Origin of the sequence: Parabacteroides sp. AF17-28 (genome assembly GCF_003479205.1) — a bacterium.
Classification (GTDB): domain Bacteria; phylum Bacteroidota; class Bacteroidia; order Bacteroidales; family Tannerellaceae; genus Parabacteroides; species Parabacteroides acidifaciens.
Genome location: NZ_QUGV01000001.1, coordinates 157,201 through 175,524, shown reverse-complemented (window position 1 = coordinate 175,524; position 18,324 = coordinate 157,201). Strand labels below are relative to the sequence as shown.

Genomic DNA, 18,324 nt, shown 5'->3' with positions numbered 1-18,324 from the left:
ATGAGATAAAAATATGGAAACAGGAGATAGATTGGGGGAGCATTTTACGTTGGAGGAGATGAGTTATAGCCGGGTTGCGGTGGAGAATGGGATTGACAACAGGCCGGCGGAGGAGGTTTGCGAGGCGTTGAAGTATTTGGCTACTGCTTTGCTGGAACCGCTTCGCCGATTGTATGGCGGGCCGATCGTGGTGACAAGCGGTTATCGTTGTAAAGAGGTGAACCGGTTGGTCGGAGGAGTGCCGGACAGCCAGCATACGAAAGGGGAGGCGGCGGATTGTTATGTGCCGGATGTGGCGAAACTTTTAGCTCTTCTGCGGCGGTCGGGTTTGGAGTTTGACCAGGCGATTCATTACCGGAAACGGAATTTCCTGCATTTGTCGCTGAAGCGGTCCGGGGCAAACCGGATGCAGGTGATTTTGCGGCTTTTGGTGTTGATGTTTTTATTGTCGGGCTGTGGAGGAAGCCGGAAAAGTCTGCGCCGGGAGAATACCATCCGTATCGATTCTGTCCGGTTTTCATCGCGTGGGACCGAGGTGTGTCAACGGGATATCCATTTGGTCGATACGGCAGTCTGGAATATACGTCAGGTTGTCTACACCGCGCCGGACAGTGCCGGCAAGCAGTACCCGCAGTCAGTCACTACCTTGCAGGTGGACCACCGGCGACAGCTTATCGATACCGGCAAAGTGGTGGTACGAAAGCTGCATGATTATATGGGTCGGCAGGTTGGGATGACCGCTGTCCGGGCGGAATCCCGCCGGACGATCCGTCCGCCCGGTTACTTTGTATGTGGAGGGATTCTGTTGTTTGTCCTGGGCGTCTTTCTTTATAAAAGGTTGCGGAGCAGAAACTTTTTTCCTAAAAGTTCTGTTTAACAAAAAAAGAATACTAAATTTGCATCCTGATTAATTTTTAGGAATTTATAGTGAACAGATTATGATAAAGATTACATTTCCGGATAATTCCGTAAAAGAATACGCCGAAGGAACGACTGCTATGCAGATTGCGGAAAGCATCAGTTCCCGTCTGGCACAGGAAGTTCTGGCAGCAAGCGTGAATGGTGAGATTTGGGACCTGAGCCGTCCGATCAACCAAGATGCGGCTATCAAGCTTTTCAAGTGGGAAGACGAAGAAGGTAAGCATGCATTCTGGCACTCGAGTGCCCACCTGATGGCTGAAGCTTTGCAGGAATTGTATCCCGGCATCAAGTTCGGTATCGGACCGGCTATCGAGAATGGATTCTACTATGACGTGGATCCGGGTGACGCTGTTATCAAAGAAGGCGATTTTCCTGCTATCGAAGCTAAAATGTTGGAATTGGTGGCTAAGAAAGAGGAGATCAAACGTCAGGATATATCTAAAGCTGACGCGCTGAAAATGTTTGGTGACAGAGGTGAAGAATATAAAACCGAGCTTATCAGTGAGTTGGAAGACGGTAAGATTACGACCTATACGCAGGGTTCGTTTACAGACCTCTGCCGCGGTCCGCACTTGCCGAATACCTCTTACTTGAAAGCCGTTAAGATAATGAGCGTAGCCGGTGCATACTGGCGTGGCGACGAAAAACGCAAACAGTTGGTTCGTCTTTACGGTATCACCTTCCCGAAGAAGAAGATGCTGGACGAATACCTGGTATTGATGGAAGAAGCCAAGAAACGCGACCATCGTAAGATCGGTAAGGAGCTGGAATTGTTTACATTCTCGACAGCAGTGGGAGCAGGTCTTCCGTTGTGGTTGCCACGCGGTACGCAGTTGCGTTTGAAGCTGGAAGATTTCCTGAAACGTATCCAAAAGAAATATGGTTACCAGCAGGTAATGACTCCGCATATCGGAGGCAAACAACTGTATGTGACTTCCGGTCACTATGCCAAATACGGAAAAGACTCATTCCAGCCGATCCACACTCCGCAGGAAGGTGAAGAGTTCTTGCTGAAACCGATGAACTGCCCTCACCATTGTGAGATATTCAAGGCATTCCCGCGTTCGTATAAGGATCTGCCTTTACGTTTTGCCGAGTTCGGTACCGTATATCGTTATGAACAAAGCGGTGAGTTGCACGGTCTGACAAGGGTACGTGGCTTTACGCAGGATGATGCGCACCTGTTCTGCCGTCCCGACCAGTTGAAAGATGAATTCCTGAAGGTAATGGATATTATCTTTATCATCTTCAAGGCGTTGGATTTTGAAAACTTTGAAGCACAGATTTCCTTGCGCGACAAGGTGAACCGGGATAAATATATCGGTTCGGAAGAAAACTGGGAGAAGGCTGAAAGCGCTATTATCGAGGCTTGCCAGGAAAAAGGCCTGAAAGCTAAGATCGAATATGGCGAAGCTGCTTTCTATGGTCCTAAGCTGGACTTTATGGTGAAAGATGCCATCGGCCGCCGTTGGCAGTTGGGTACGATCCAGGTGGACTATAACCTGCCGGAACGTTTCGAACTGGAATATACGGGTGAAGACAATAAAAAACACCGTCCTGTTATGATCCACCGTGCACCGTTCGGTTCTATGGAGCGTTTCGTTGCCGTATTGATCGAGCATACAGGCGGTAAGTTCCCGTTGTGGCTGACTCCGGACCAGGTGTCTATCCTGCCGATCAGTGAAAAGTTCAACGACTATGCCTACGAAGTAAAACGTCAGCTCGAAGCAGAAGAACTGAGTGTGCTGGTAGACGACCGTAATGAAAAGATCGGACGTAAAATCCGCGATACAGAGTTGAAACGTATCCCTTACATGCTCATTGTTGGAGAGAAAGAAGCAGAAAATAATGAAGTTTCTGTAAGAAAACAGGGCGAAGGTGATAAAGGTTCGATGAAAATTGCTACCTTTGCAGCGCTTTTGAAAAGTGAAATAGAGGAACAAATGAATCACTGGAAGAAAGATAACGATTAAAATAACTAATAACGAGGAGAATAAATCTTTTTGAATGAAGAATGACAGTCTGAAAGAACAGTATAGAATTAACGAACGTATTCGTGTTCGTGAAGTTCGTTTAGTAGGTGATAACGTAGAACAGGGAGTTTATCCTACTTCTCAGGCATTAAAAATTGCCGAAGATCAAGGGCTCGATCTGGTTGAAATTTCACCGAATGCTGCGCCCCCCGTTTGTAGAGTGATTGATTATCAAAAATTCCTCTATCAACAGAAGAAAAGACAAAAGGAACAGAAGGCTAAATCTGTTAAAGTGGTCGTGAAGGAAATTCGTTTCGGACCTCAGACAGATGATCACGATTACAACTTTAAGTTGAAACATGCGAAGGGGTTCCTTGAAGAAGGATCAAAAGTGAAAGCTTATGTGTTCTTTAAAGGACGTTCCATTCTTTTCAAAGAGCAAGGAGAAGTTTTGTTGCTTCGTTTTGCCAACGACTTGGAAGAATACGGTAAGGTAGAACAGTTGCCGGTATTGGAAGGTAAACGTATGATTATCATGCTGACACCTAAGAAAGCGGCTGCCGGAGCTGCGCCAGCCGCACCTAAATCCGCTATATCGAAGCCGGTTATAAAGAAGGTGATTGTAACTCCCAAGCCAAAGACTGAAGAGTCTGAAGAATAAAGAAAGAAACCACCCGATAGAGGGTGTAAAGTTTAATAATTAAAACATATTGGAAAATGCCTAAGATGAAGACTAATTCCGGTGCCAAAAAAAGATTCGCTCTTACCGGAACAGGTAAAATCAAAAGAAAACACGCTTTTAAAAGTCACATTCTGACAAAGAAGACTACAAAGCAGAAGAGAAATCTTACTCACACAGGTTTAGTAGACCGTGTAGACGTAAGCAACGTTAAGCAGTTGCTTGGTTTGAAGTAATCTTTATTAATTAAGCGAGTTTTACAAGATTTTTATTAACCGAATGTATTTAGCAAACAAGATCATCCGAAAGTGATGACGCTAACATTCAAAACAGATTAGTATTATGCCTAGATCAGTAAATCATGTTGCTTCAAGAGCAAAAAGAAAACGGATTTTAAAACTTACCCGTGGTTATTATGGTGCACGTAAGAACGTGTGGACCGTAGCTAAGAACACTTGGGAAAAAGGTTTGACGTATGCATTCCGTGATCGTCGTAACAAAAAACGTAACTTCCGCGCATTGTGGATTCAGCGTATCAACGCTGCTGCCCGTTTGGAAGGTATGTCTTACTCTCGTCTGATGGGAGCTTTGCACGCAGCAGGAATCGAAATCAACCGTAAGGTGCTTGCCGACCTGGCAATGAACCACCCGGAAGCTTTCAAAGCAATCGTTGCTAAAGTTAAGTAATTGATACTATACAGCAATAGGAAAAGAGCTCCGTTCGGGGCTCTTTTTTTGTGTTAAAAAGTTTGGCAGTCTCATTTTGATTACATATCTTTGTAATAAGAAAAATGAGTTAGCCGCACATGTTCGATTGGGAAACTCATCAGTTTATTTTAATTCCGAGACACAGCTCTTGTCGTTGATGGCGGGCCGCACCCTTCGGGGCATGCTTAGCACGGCGGATTACAAAGATGGCAAAGCACTCAAATCCTGTCATACGGAGTTTGTTCATATCTACGGTGCGGCTATCTTCTCATAAAGAGAGGCTTTTCCTTCGGGGAAAGCCTCTTCTTATTTTACCGGATTATGCTGTTATCCGTTTTTTCTTTGTATATTTACACACCAAGAATTAAACACACTAAACTAAGTTTTTATGTTACTGCCAAAACAGTCTCGCAAATGTGTAACCGGGCTGGCTATTGCCTGTTCGTTACTATTAATTTCCTGCGCTCCAAAGGAGGCTCAGCAGGTGAATCTTATTCCCAAACCGGCACAGATGTTGATGACCGGAGGTGCTTTTCAAATCGATAGTGTCGCTTTGTTCGGCGAGCAATCTTCTCAAGGAGTAAATATCGTAATCGATAATGCCTGGTCGGGTAGTCCGGAGGGATACCAGTTGGATGTCACGGCAAAAGGGATCGATCTGCGGGCCGGTTCTGAGAATGGTTTGTTCTATGGTTTGCAAACATTGCGTCAATTATATGTAAATGGATATATTCCTTGTGTTTCGATCATCGACAATCCCCGTTTTAAATATAGAGGGTTACATCTGGATGTCTCCCGGCATTTCTTTCCGAAAGAGGAGGTGATGAAGTTGCTGGATGTCATGTCTTCCTATAAGTTGAATACACTGCATATGCACCTGACGGATGCCGGAGGATGGCGTATACAAATGGACAAATATCCGAAACTGACTACCGAAACGGCTTTTCGTACCGAGTCGGATTGGCGGAAGTGGTGGGATGGACATGACCGTAAGTACCTGCCGGAAGGAACTCCCGGTGCATATGGCGGTTATTATACGAAAGAGGATATCCGGGAGATTGTGGAGCATGCAGCATCCAAACATATTAATATAATCCCGGAAATAGAATTTCCCGGGCATTCGGAAGAGGTGTTGATGGCCTATCCTGAATTGAGTTGTTCCGGTAAACCATACCAGAACGGTGATTTTTGTATCGGTAACGACAAGTCGTTCACTTTTATGGAAGACGTACTGACAGAAGTGATGGAACTTTTCCCTTCCGAGTATATTCATATCGGAGGGGATGAAGCCGGTAAATCAGCTTGGAAAACCTGTCCGAAGTGCCAGGCGTTGATGAAGAAAAACGGGATGGAGAGCGTTGATGAACTCCAAAGTTATATGATTCACCGGGCGGAAGAGTTTCTGAACTCGAAAGGCCGTAAGCTGATCGGCTGGGATGAAATTCTGGAAGGCGGTTTGGCTCCCGATGCGACTGTCATGTCCTGGCGAGGGGAGGATGGAGGCATCAAATCGGTCCGGATGGGGCATGATGTCGTGATGACGCCCGGTAATTATATGTATTTTGATTTTTACCAGGCCGATCCGAAGACACAGCCGTATGCGATTGGCGGTTATACGCCGGTTAAGAAAGTGTATAGTTATAATCCTGTCCCGGTCGATTCGCTGACTGCAGAGGAAAGCAAGCATATTCTCGGAGTACAGGCCAATACCTGGACGGAATATATCCAGACACCGGAACATTTGGAATACATGATGTTTCCGCGTGCCCTCGCCGTGGCGGAAATGGGCTGGACGCCACAGAATCTACGGACATGGGATGATTTCAAACCTCGGATGAATGCGCATATCCCGAAATTGCAGGCAATGGGTATCAATACGTTTACACTTTCGGACGAACTGGAAGTGACAATGCGCGTCGACACGGTCGGCAAGCGGATCGAAGTCATATTGGATGCCGAGAAATATCCGGCTGAAGTACGTTATACAACTGACGGCTCTGTTCCGACTGCCTCGTCGGCTTTATATACTGGTTCGATTGTTGTGACCGATTCGGCTTATATCAAAGCTGCTATTTTCCGGGATGGCATCCTACAGGGAACGCCGACCGAAAAGAAGGTCGATTACCACCGTGGGATCAATAAACCGATACATTATAATAGTAAGTTGTACAAAGGCTATATGGCTGGAGGTATGAATGCCTTGTTGGATGGCTATCGTGGCGGATTGACCTACCTGGACGGACGTTGGCAGGGGTATCTGAATGATCTGGATTGTGTGATCGATATGGAAAAGGTGACGGATATCCATAAAGTGTCTACCCGATTCATGCAGTTGACCGGTCCGGGCGTCTTCCAGCCGGGGCAGGTGGAGTTGTTAACATCGGAAGATGGCGAAAACTTTACCTCTCAGGGAATTGTTCCAACAACAATCCCGGCGGACGATCCGAACCTGCTGTTCCAGGAATATACATTTAATGGAAACTGGAAAGCCCGCTATATCCGCTTGAAGGCAACGGAGGTGAACAAAGGATTTATTTTTACGGATGAGATTGTAGTTTGGTAATAATTAAAAAGAGATAGACAAATGAGAAAACAGTTGATGACCTTCCTGTTATGCTGTGGTGCACTGATTGTATCCGCACAGCAACCGGCAGATTATGTGAACCCGTTTATCGGAACGAGTAACTATGGCACGACTAATCCCGGTGCCATCTGTCCGCAGGGGATGATGAGTGTCACCCCATTCAATGTGATGGGCTCGAAAAGTAATAAATTCGATAAGGACAGCCAGTGGTGGTCTACCCCTTATTCGGCCGACAATAATTTCTTTACCGGTTACGCGCATGTCAACCTGAGCGGAGTAGGCTGTCCCGAACTGGGAAGCCTTTTGCTGATGCCGACAGCGGGCGAGTTGAAAGTGGATTACCATGAGTATGGAAGCGGATATAAGGATGAAGTGGCTCATCCCGGCTACTATAGTAACCTCCTGACTAAATATAATATCAAGACGGAAGCAACCGCTTCTATGCGTACCGGACTAACCCGTTTCACTTTCCCGAAAGGACAGGGGAACATCCTGTTGAACCTGGGTGAAGGGCTGACGAATGAAACCGGAGCGACTGTCCGCATGGTCAGCGATACGGAGATAGAAGGCAGCAAACTGCTCGGTACTTTCTGTTATAATCCGCAAGCCGTTTTTCCGATCTATTTCGTGATGAAGGTTAGCAAAGCTCCTAAGCAAGTCGGCTATTGGAAGAAACAGCGTGAGATGAAGGGAGTGGAAGCCCAGTGGGATATCTATTCCGGCAAATACAAACTATACACCAAATATAACCGCGAGATGAGCGGTGACGATATCGGTGTCTGGTTCACATACGACACAGATGAAAACGAGGTGATCGAAGTGAAGATGGGTGTTTCCTTTGTCAGCATCGAGAATGCACGCCTGAACATGAATACCGAACAGCCGGATTTCAACTTCGACAAGGTGCGTGCGGCAGCCGGTCAGATGTGGAACGACGATTTGTCACGCGTGCAGGTTGAGGGCGGGACACAGGATGACAAGACTATCTTCTATACCGCGATGTACCACTTGCTGATCCATCCGAATATCATCCAAGATGTGAACGGCGAATATCCGATGATGGAAAGCCTGAAGGTGGGTCATACGACCGGAAACCGTTATACGGTCTTCTCTCTATGGGATACGTACCGGAATGTCAGTACCCTGATGACCTTGCTCTATCCGGAAAAGCAGCTCGATATTATCCGTACGATGATCGATATGTATAAGGAAAGCGGTTGGCTTCCAAAATGGGAACTCTACGGACGCGAGACGCTGACAATGGAAGGCGACCCGTCCATCCCTTATATTGTGGATGCCTATATGCGCGGCTTGCGCGATTATGATATCGAGACGGCTTACGAAGGTATGCGCAAAGGCGCTACCACACCAGGTGAATTCAACCTGCTTCGCCCGGACAACAATGACTATATGAGCAAGGGATATGTCCCGTTGCGCGAGCAGTATGACAATTCCGTTTCCCACGCTCTGGAATATTATATTGCCGATTGGAACCTCTCCTTGTTAGCGAATGCATTAGGTAAGAAAGAAGACGCCAAGTTGTTCCGCGAACGTGCGATGGGGTATAAACATTATTACAGCAAGGAATACGGCACGCTCCGTCCGATCCTTCCCGACGGTACGTTCTATTCTCCTTTTGATCCGAAACAGGGAGAAAATTTTGAGCCGAGCCCCGGTTTTCATGAAGGGAACGCCTGGAACTATACGTTCTATGTGCCTCATGATATCATGGGATTAGCTAAATTGATGGGCGGCCCGAAGAAGTTTGTGGACCGCTTGCAGATGGTCTTCGACAAAGGCTATTACGATATGGCGAACGAACCGGATATTGCCTATCCGTACCTGTTCAGCTATTTCAAGGGAGAAGCCTGGCGCACGCAGAAGCTCGTCCGCGAACTGTTGGGTAAGTATTATCACAACGCACCGAACGGCCTTCCCGGTAACGACGATACCGGCACGATGTCGACCTGGGCTATCTTTTCGATGATGGGCTTCTATCCGGCCTGTCCCGGCGATCTGGATTACGTGTTGACTTCGCCGACTTTCAATAAGGTGACGATCCGTTTAGACAAGAAATTCTATCCGAAAGGAGAGTTAGTGATCGAATCAGCCCATCAGACTCCGGATGATATCTATATAAAGGAAGTGACTGCCGGCGGAAAGAAGCTGAAAGGCTATACCATCTCACAACAGGAGTTGGTGAATGCCGGAACACTGCGGTTTACGCTGGATAGCAAGAAGTAATCCTCAGAACTCAACCTATCCCAAAGCCCGCCTGTAGTTTAACGGAGACGTCCCGGTGTGTTTCTTGAAATAACGCCCGAAGAACGACTGATCCGGAAACTGCAGGCGGTTTGCTATTTCCTGGATACTCAGATCGGTGGATTCCAGCATTACTTTTATCTCCAGAATGACGTGCATGTCGATGATGTGTTTGGCGTTTTTGCCTGTCACCTCCTGTACGATAGCGGAAAGGTAGCGGGACGTGATAAACAGTTCGTTTGCATAAAAGCCAACCTCGCGCTGGGTGGTGCAATGTTTGTGGACCAATGCGATGAAACGTTTGAAAAGCTGGTCTTTGCGGTCGGTACCTTCAATCTGTTTTCGGGTGAACCACCGGTGCGTCTTTTCATATACACTCAGAAGAAAACATTGGAGATGATTCCGGATAATGATATCGCGGAAGCGGTGTTCGCGGTCCAGATAGATCGCCTCGGTGGCAATCATCAGGCCGTTAATGGCCTCGATGCAGTCATCCGGAAACGTAAAAGAGGGATTTTCTTTCAGGAAATGGAAGAAAGAAGGTTCCAGATGGATGGTAATCTCTCGCAATAACTGTTCCGAGAAGTAACAATAAGAAACTTCGAAGTCGTCACTCGATTCTGTCAGTCGCAGAATAGTGCCCGGCTGAATGATGACCTGCGTATTTTTGACTATATCGTATTCTTTCAGGTCAATATTCAAGTGTGCATGTCCTTTCCGGCAAAAGAATATGCCGGGATCACTTAATTTTATCAGGCGATTATGAAATTCCTCCATCCGACCAGTCCTGGCAACGAACGGTTCACTTTCCGTTGTTCTAAATATACGCATACTTGTTCCTATTTTGACGTAAAAGTACGGATAGTATCTGACTTTTTGTGTCTAATGTTCCGATTTTGAACAATCGAGGCTAATAAATGAACTGATTTGTCGCGCGATTCCGGTCTACCTTTGCTGCCGAATTAAAGATTGGACAATGACAATGATGAACAAAACAAGTATGCGACTGATCCTGATTATCAGTTGTGCAACATTAGCGGTGTCGTGCAAGCAGGCACCCGCAGTACAAACAGAAGCAGAATATGCAGTCCTGAAGGTACAGTCTTCGGACAAGGTGATCTCCACTTCTTATTCAGCGACGATTCGCGGACGTCAAGACATCGATATCTATCCTCAGGTATCCGGTTTTATCACTAAGTTATGCGTAGAAGAAGGGCAGACCGTCCGTCGCGGACAGGTCCTTTTCGTGATCGACCAGGTGCCCTACCAGGCAGCTTTACAGACAGCGGAAGCAAACGTCGAGGCCGCAACCGCTTCCCTGGCAACAGCGAAACTGACCTACGACAGTAAAAAAGAACTACGGGCCCGGAACGTCGTTTCCGACTTCGACTTGAAAACAGCCGAGAACGCCTGGCTGAGCGCAAAGGCCCAGTTGGCCCAGATGAAGGCGCAGGAGCTGAGCGCCCGCAATAATCTTTCTTATACGGAAGTAAAAAGCCCGTGTGACGGTGTAGTCGGAACGCTGCCTTACCGTGTCGGTGCATTGGTCAGTGCCAACCTGCCGCAACCGCTGACAACCGTTTCCGACAACTCGGATATGTATGTATATTTCTCGATGACAGAGAACCAATTGCTGGCGCTGACACGTCAATACGGCTCTAAATCAGCAGCTCTGAAAGATATGCCGGCAGTAGAATTGCAACTCAACGACAAATCTGTTTATAGCGAAAGAGGAAAGATCGAAACGATCAGTGGCGTCGTCGACCGCAGCACCGGAACTGCCAGCCTCCGCGCCGTTTTTCCGAACGGGAGCGGTTTGCTGTATAGCGGGACATCCGGCAACGTCATCCTTCCGGTTGCCAAAACGGGAAGCTTGGTTATTCCGCAGGTTACAACCTTCGAGATACAGGATAAAGTTTACGTGTATAAGGTCGTGGACGGAAAAGCCACCTCGGCTCCGGTCAGCGTCACTCGTGTGAACGGCGGACAGGAATACATCGTTGATGAAGGATTAAGCGAAGGAGACATCATCGTTGCGGAAGGCGTAGGCCTCTTGCGCGAAGGTACTCCCATTAAAGTAAAACAAAACTAAGACAAGAAGATGAATTTAAGAACCTTTATAGAACGCCCCATTCTGTCGGCCGTTATCTCTATTTCGATCGTAGTTGTGGGCATCATCGGGCTGTTTACACTGCCCGTCGAACAATATCCGGATATCGCTCCGCCAACCATACAGGTCAGCACGACCTATTTCGGTGCGAGTGCGGAGACTCTGTTGAAAAGCGTTGTCGCCCCGTTGGAAGAGGCCATCAACGGCGTGGAAGACATGACGTATATGACTTCGACCGCCTCCAATGCAGGAACGGTCAGTATCACCGTCTACTTCAAACAGGGCACAAACCCCGATATGGCAGCCGTCAACGTGCAGAACCGTGTCTCGAAAGCAACCGGGCAGCTGCCGGCCGAAGTAACGCAGGTAGGTGTCACCACCTCCAAGCGTCAAACCAGTATCTTGCAGATGTTTTCGCTTCACAGTCCCGACGACACTTACGACGAGAAGTTCCTTTCCAACTACATCAGTATCAATCTTAAACCCTCGATACTCCGAATCCAGGGCGTGGGAGACATGATGATCATGGGGGGAGATTACAGTATGCGTATTTGGATGAAACCGGATGTGATGGCACAGTACAAATTGATCCCGACAGATGTAAGCCAGGTGCTGGCAGAACAAAACATCGAATCGGCAACCGGTTCTTTCGGTGAGAACTCCGACGAGACTTACCAGTACACGATGAAGTACACCGGCCGTCTGATCACCCCGGAAGAATTCGGCGAAATCGTTATCCGCTCGACCGACGATGGCGAAGTTCTGAAGCTGAAAGAAATAGCTGATATCGAGATGGGAGAGGAAAGTTACGCCTATCATGGTAATATGGACAGCCATCCCGGTATTTCCTGCATGATCTTCCAGACGGCAGGCTCAAACGCGACCGAAGTCAACAAGAATATCGATGCTTTCCTGGAAGAAGCGCGTAAAGACTTGCCGAAAGGGATCGAACTGACCCAGGTAATGAGTTCCAACGACTTCCTTTTCGCCTCTATCCATGAGGTCGTCAAGACATTGCTCGAAGCGATTCTGTTGGTTATCCTGGTGGTATATGTCTTCTTGCAGGATATCCGCTCTACGGTCATCCCGTTGGTGGGAATCGTGGTGTCGCTGATCGGTACGTTCGCTTTTATGTCCATTGCCGGGTTCAGTATCAACCTGATCACGCTGTTTGCTCTCGTATTGGTGATCGGTACGGTGGTGGACGATGCCATAGTCGTCGTCGAGGCCGTGCAGGCACGCTTCGACGTGGGTTACCGTTCTTCCTATATGGCAAGTATCGACGCGATGAAGGGAATCAGTAATGCAGTCATTACCTCTTCGCTCGTCTTTATGGCCGTTTTTATTCCGGTTTCGTTTATGAGCGGGACGTCCGGGACGTTCTATACGCAGTTCGGTCTGACGATGGCGGTGGCTGTCGGTATCTCGGCGGTCAATGCCTTGACATTGAGCCCGGCGCTTTGTGCGCTTTTCCTGAAACCGTATATCAATGAAGATGGGACGCAGAACAATAACTTCGCCGCCCGCTTCCGTAAGGCGTTCAACGCCGCTTTCGACCGGATGGTGGAGAAATACAAGAAAGGCGTCCTGTTCTTTATCAAGCGCAAGTGGATGGTCTGGACATTGATGGCCTGCTCGGTCGTTTTGCTGATGTTCCTGATGAACACGACCAAGACCAGTCTCGTGCCGGACGAAGACCAGGGCGTTGTCTTTGTAAATGTCAGTACGGCAGCCGGCAGTTCATTGAAAACAACCAATGATGTGATGGCGCGGATCGAGAAACGCGTGGAAAACATCCCGCAGGTGCTCCACGTCCAGCGTGTTGCCGGCTATGGTTTACTGGCCGGTCAGGGAAACTCGTTCGGTATGCTCGTCCTGAAGCTGAAACCCTGGGATGAACGCCCCGGAAAGGATGAAGACGTGCAGGCCGTGATCGGACAGATCTATGGGCGTACGGCAGACATAAAGGATGCCAGCATTTTTGCCATCTCGCCGGGAATGATTCCGGGTTACGGTATGGGAAATGCCTTGGAACTGCATATGCAGGACCGCATGGGAGGCGATATAGGCACATTCTTTACAACGACGCAACAATATCTCGGCGCCCTGAACCAGCGTCCGGAAATATCGATGGCCTATTCCACCTTTGATATCCGCTATCCGCAATGGACCGTCGAAGTGGATGCTGCGAAATGTAAACGTGCCGGCATTACATCTGATGCCGTATTGGGAACACTGTCGGGTTATTACGGCGGGCAATATGTCTCCAACTTCAACCGCTTCTCCAAAGTCTACAAGGTGATGATACAGGCAGACCCGAAGTACCGCGTCGACGAGTCTTCACTCAACAATATTTTTGTCCGCATGTCCAATGGCGAGATGGCACCTCTCGGCCAGTTCGTAAGGTTGACACGCAGTTACGGGGCGGAATCCTTGAGCCGCTTCAATATGTATAACTCCATCGCCGTGAATGCCATGCCGGCGGACGGCTACAGCACAGGCGACGCTATCCGCGCCGTACAGGAAACGGCTTCCGAGGCTCTTCCGAAAGGTTATAGCTACGATTTCGGCGGTATCACCCGTGAAGAGAACAGCCAGAGCAATACGACGGTGGTCATCTTCGGCATCTGCTTCCTGATGATTTATCTGATACTTAGCGCGCTGTACGAAAGTTTCCTGATCCCGTTTGCCGTCTTGCTATCCGTTCCATTTGGCTTGACCGGTTCTTTCCTTTTTGCCAAGATGATGGGGTTGGAGAATAATATATACTTGCAGACAGGCCTGATCATGCTGATCGGTTTGCTGTCCAAGACTGCGATCTTGCTGACCGAGTATGCCGCCGAGCGTCGCAAGGCAGGCATGAGCCTGACATCGGCAGCCCTCTCGGCCGCTAAAGCCCGTTTACGTCCGATCCTGATGACAGCCGGCACAATGGTGTTCGGATTGCTGCCTCTGATGATGGCGACAGGAGTCGGTGCAAACGGAAACAGCTCACTCGGAGCGGGTACTGTAGGAGGTATGCTGATCGGAACGTTGGCACTACTGTTTATCGTACCTTCCTTGTTCATCGTCTTCCAATACTTACAGGAAAAGGTACGTCCTATTCAGTTTCAGCCGGCCTCCGATTGGCAGATACAGGAAGAATATGTAGAAGCAAAGGAGGAAAGAGAACGTCATATTGAAAGTAAAAAAACAGAGAAGAAATGAAAATCAAGATAACCATATCAACTGTCGCAGCACTCGCACTGAGTAGCTGCGGCATCTATACAACCTATAAGCCGGCTACCGAAGTCCCGGATGATTTATATGGGAGAGAGATTGCAGCTGCCGATACATCCGGCAATTTCAGTAATCTCAACTGGCGGGAACTCTTTATCGATCCGCAACTCCAGGCCCTTATCGAACAGGGATTGCAGAGCAACACCGACCTTCAATCCGCCCGCCTGCGCGTGGAGGAGGCAGAGGCCACATTGATGTCCGCCCGTCTGGCCTATCTGCCCTCATTTGCACTTGCACCTCAGGGAACGGTAAGCAGTTTCGACGGAGGGAAGGCTACGCAAACCTATTCCATCCCCGTCACCGCCAGTTGGGAACTGGATATCTTCGGCCGTATTCGTAACGCCAAGCGTCAAGCTAAGACGTTGCTCGAACAAAGCCACGATTACCGGCAAGCTGTCCAGACACAATTGATATCAGGCATCGCAAACACCTATTATACCCTGCTGATGCTGGACGAACAGTTGGCTATCTCTATCCAAACGGAGAAATCATGGAAGGAAACAGTCGAATCGACCCGTGCCCTGATGGATGCCAGCCTGGCTAATGATGCAGCCGTTTCACAAATGGAGGCCACTTACTACAGTATCTCTACTTCGATTCTCGATTTAAGGGAACAGATTAACCAGGTCGAGAACAGCCTGTCGCTGTTGCTTGCCGAGACACCCCACAACATCGAGCGTGGCAAGCTGTCCGGACAATCGTTGCCGAAACATCTTGCTGTCGGCATTCCCGTCCAGATGCTTGCCGGTCGTCCGGATGTACGCAGTGCGGAACATGCGCTCGAAAGTGCTTTTTATGTGACAAACCAGGCGCGATCGGCCTTTTATCCCTCAATTATGCTAAGCGGCAGTGCAGGGTGGACCAATTCAGCCGGTAGCATGATTGTAAACCCGGGCAAATTCCTGGCGTCGGCCATCGGTTCGCTCACGCAACCCCTGTTCAACCGGGGTGCAAATATCGCCCAACTAAAAATAGCCAAGGCACAGCAGGAAGAGGCACGGCTTGCTTTCCAGCAATCCCTGTTGAATGCTGGGTCGGAAGTAAACGATGCTTTGATGAAATATCAAACAGCAAAAGAAAAGTCCGATCTGTATGAAAAGCAGCTTACAGCATTGGAAAAAGCTTCTGAAAGCACCTCTTTGTTGATGACGTATGGAAACACGACCTATCTGGAAGTCTTGACCGCCCGGCAAAGCCTGCTGTCCGCCCGATTGACACAAGTAGCCAACCGTTTTGCAGAGATACAAGGAATGATCAGTTTATATCAGGCATTAGGGGGAGGAAGGGATTGACTGTAAAAAACTTGGACACCTCTGTCTAAATTTTTGACAGATAAGGTGAAATGGAAGTTCTATATATGCTTGTATTTTAGTGTTTTAAATCTGGTGGCATGGTTTTTGCTTTATATTGAGCGAATAGATAAATGCAATTCATTATGAAAACACTTCTGCGCAATTTCTTGAGCGTATTCCGACGCTTCCAGATGGCAACATTGCTGAATGTTGCAGGGCTTACAGTTGCTTTCGCCGCTTTTCTGATCATTATGATGCAGATTGAATATGAGCGCAATTTTGATCGCTGTCATCCGACGGCCGACCGGGTTGTACGCCTGGATCGCGTCAGGGGTGCGGATGATAAATTCGCTCCTATTCTGTCAAGGGCTTTTGCTGATGCTGTCTTTCAGTCATCTCCGCATATCGAAAAGTCAACTTTGATTCTGACTACCTGGTATCCTTTTTACCTTAAGGTTGGCGAAGGGGAAAAACGGCGTGGATTTCAGGAAACATTCGGACTTTGTTATCCGGAGATTGTCGATGTATTCGACTTTACTATTCTTGAAGGTGATAAATATTGTTTGCGGAATCCGGATATGGCTATGATACCCGAGAGCTTGGCCAAGCGCATGTTTGATGATGCCTCTGCTATCGGACAGCATATCATCACTACCCATAATCTCGGGGAATCGACCAGTATGACGGTGGGAGCCGTCTATAAAGACTTTCCCAAGAACACCCAGTTGGAAAATTATATCTACTTGCCGCTTGATGATTTCGGAAAAGAAGATTGGCATACGCAATGTTTTATCGGTTATATGTTGCTCGATAAACCGGAATCGCGCCAAGCTGTAGAGGAAAACTTCAATCGTATATTCAACTTTAAGGAACATTATAACAATGAGGATATGCATATCAGTCTCGTGCCATTGACCGATATTTATTATCGGCCGACATCACTGAGCGACTATATTAAATCCGGCGATCCGTCGACCGTTCATCTGTTATTCCTGATCGCCTTGTTGGTTATCCTGGTTGCAGGTATTAATTTTACCAATTTCAGTACTTCGCTGGCTCCGATACGGATGAGAAGTATCAATACGCAAAAGGTGCTTGGCAGTTCTGTCAGCGAACTTCGGTTGGCTTTGGTGAGTGAGGCGGTATGTATCAGTATATTGGCTTGTTTATTAGCTTTTCTACTGGTTTATGTATTGAATGAGTTGCAATGGTTGTCGTTTGTTGAGGCAGATACATTATTGCGAAACCATATAGGGTTGATGGGTATCCTGCTGGTTGTCTCGGCCGGGATCGGTTTGGTTGCCGGGCTTTATCCGGCATGGTATATGACCTCTTTCTCGCCGGCGCTGGTGTTAAAAGGCAATTTCGGGCTTTCGAAAAGCGGACGCAGGATGCGCACGGTGTTGATCGGCTTCCAATATATCATCTCGATCGGGCTGATCATCGGTGCGATGTTCATACAGTTACAGAATCGGCATATGCGCGAGTTCAACTTAGGGTTCGACAAGGACCAGATCGCCATTGTCGAGCTGAATCCGGAGATGGCCATGTTGCACAAAGATGCCTATTCGGCCAAATTAAAGGAATATCCAGAGATCGAGGATGTCGCTTTCTCGTCACTCTTGGTCGGAGGGAAGGATTCATACATGATGCAGTCAATGAAATATGGAGATAAAGAGTATTATACCTATATGCTCTCTGTTTCGTGGAACTTCCTGCGCGTGATGGGGATAGAGGTGACGGAAGGACGGGGCTTTACGGAGGCGGATGCCAAGCGTGACACGGTAACGACATTCATCTATAACCGCTCCGCCCGCGAACGCATTCAGATGGAGGCGGGGCATGAGATTTCTGGCAGCATGAAGGGATATATTGCCGGATTTACCGGCGATGTACGGGTGGTTTCTTTCCGGCTCGGGGGAGAGGAAGCAGATGTCGCCTTCATTGTCAACCATGATCCGAAGCCGGTGTCTTATATCCGCCTGCGGGCAGGGGCAAACGCTGAAGAGGCAGTCAATCATATCCATGAGGCGCTGGCATCGATCGACCCGGCTTATCCGGCCGATATCCGCTTTTACGATTCTGTGTTCGATCAGCTTTATCATAAGGAGCAATATCTAAAGAACATCATTTCCTTGTTCGGGCTTCTGGCAATTATTCTTTCCATCGTTGGCGTGTTCGGGCTGGTTTTCTTCGAAACGCAGTACCGGCGCAAGGAGATAGGCATTCGTAAGGTGTATGGTGCGTCGATCGGGGAGATCCTGGTGATGTTCAACCTGATTTACCTGCGTATTGTCTTGATATGCTTCGTGATTGCTGCACCGGTTGCTTGGTACGGAGTAAATAAGTGGTTGGAGAACTTCTCTTCACGTACACCTGTCTATTGGTGGACATTCCCATTGGCTTTTCTGATGATCGCTCTGGTTACGGCAGCGACTGTAACATTCCAGAACTGGCAGGCTGCGACGGAGAATCCGGTGGAGAGCATACATATAGAGTAGGATTAGGAATTTTGA

12 protein-coding genes are annotated in these 18,324 nt (G+C 48.1%); 11 read left to right on the top strand and 1 reads right to left on the bottom strand.

Annotated elements, in window-relative coordinates; genetic code table 11:
- Window positions 1-13 precede the first annotated feature (13 nt).
- From DWW90_RS00815 to DWW90_RS00780, 7 genes are all read left to right on the top strand, one after another.
- Window positions 14-877, top strand: coding sequence for a D-Ala-D-Ala carboxypeptidase family metallohydrolase (locus tag DWW90_RS00815; protein WP_122343632.1), 864 nt, complete (start codon window positions 14-16; stop codon window positions 875-877).
- Between the two features lie 61 nt (window positions 878-938).
- Window positions 939-2,894 carry a threonine--tRNA ligase gene (gene thrS / locus DWW90_RS00810; protein WP_115500808.1) on the top strand — a complete coding sequence of 652 codons (1,956 nt, stop codon included), beginning with the start codon at window positions 939-941 and terminating at the stop codon, window positions 2,892-2,894.
- A 34-nt stretch (window positions 2,895-2,928) separates the two neighbouring features.
- Entirely contained in the window at window positions 2,929-3,555 is a 627-nt protein-coding gene (infC, locus tag DWW90_RS00805) for a translation initiation factor IF-3 (RefSeq protein ID WP_122343631.1), read from the top strand.
- Window positions 3,556-3,611: 56 nt separating this feature from the next.
- On the top strand, window positions 3,612-3,809 hold the full coding sequence (rpmI, locus tag DWW90_RS00800; protein WP_115500806.1) for a 50S ribosomal protein L35: 198 nt from the start codon (window positions 3,612-3,614) through the stop codon (window positions 3,807-3,809).
- 106 nt (window positions 3,810-3,915) lie between these two features.
- On the top strand, window positions 3,916-4,260 hold the full coding sequence (gene rplT, locus DWW90_RS00795) for a 50S ribosomal protein L20 (RefSeq protein ID WP_005635321.1): 345 nt from the start codon (window positions 3,916-3,918) through the stop codon (window positions 4,258-4,260).
- 409 nt (window positions 4,261-4,669) lie between these two features.
- Window positions 4,670-6,844: a family 20 glycosylhydrolase gene (locus DWW90_RS00785; RefSeq protein WP_122343629.1), complete on the top strand. Its 2,175-nt coding sequence runs from the start codon at window positions 4,670-4,672 to the stop codon at window positions 6,842-6,844.
- Between the two features lie 21 nt (window positions 6,845-6,865).
- Window positions 6,866-9,109, top strand: coding sequence for a GH92 family glycosyl hydrolase (locus tag DWW90_RS00780; protein WP_122343628.1), 2,244 nt, complete (start codon window positions 6,866-6,868; stop codon window positions 9,107-9,109).
- A gap of 15 nt (window positions 9,110-9,124) precedes the next feature.
- On the opposite strand, the gene DWW90_RS00775 is transcribed toward DWW90_RS00780, so the two are convergent.
- Window positions 9,125-9,958 (bottom strand): helix-turn-helix domain-containing protein, encoded by an 834-nt coding sequence (locus DWW90_RS00775; protein ID WP_115500800.1) that lies wholly within the window; start codon window positions 9,956-9,958, stop codon window positions 9,125-9,127.
- A gap of 145 nt (window positions 9,959-10,103) precedes the next feature.
- On the opposite strand from DWW90_RS00775, the gene DWW90_RS00770 reads away from it, so the two are divergent.
- The 4 genes from DWW90_RS00770 to DWW90_RS00755 all read left to right on the top strand — a co-directional run bounded on the left by DWW90_RS00770 (window position 10,104) and on the right by DWW90_RS00755 (window position 18,309).
- Complete coding sequence (locus tag DWW90_RS00770) at window positions 10,104-11,219, top strand: efflux RND transporter periplasmic adaptor subunit (protein ID WP_122343627.1); 1,116 nt, start codon at window positions 10,104-10,106, stop codon at window positions 11,217-11,219.
- Between the two features lie 9 nt (window positions 11,220-11,228).
- Window positions 11,229-14,444 (top strand): efflux RND transporter permease subunit, encoded by a 3,216-nt coding sequence (locus DWW90_RS00765; RefSeq protein WP_122343626.1) that lies wholly within the window; start codon window positions 11,229-11,231, stop codon window positions 14,442-14,444.
- Entirely contained in the window at window positions 14,441-15,808 is a 1,368-nt protein-coding gene (locus tag DWW90_RS00760) for a TolC family protein (RefSeq protein ID WP_122343625.1), read from the top strand. The genes DWW90_RS00765 and DWW90_RS00760 overlap by 4 nt, the downstream gene beginning before the upstream one ends.
- A 143-nt stretch (window positions 15,809-15,951) precedes the next feature.
- The gene (locus DWW90_RS00755; protein ID WP_122343730.1) at window positions 15,952-18,309 is read left to right on the top strand and encodes an ABC transporter permease; all 2,358 of its coding nucleotides are present in this window, start codon (window positions 15,952-15,954) and stop codon (window positions 18,307-18,309) included.
- Window positions 18,310-18,324: the final 15 nt, after the last annotated feature.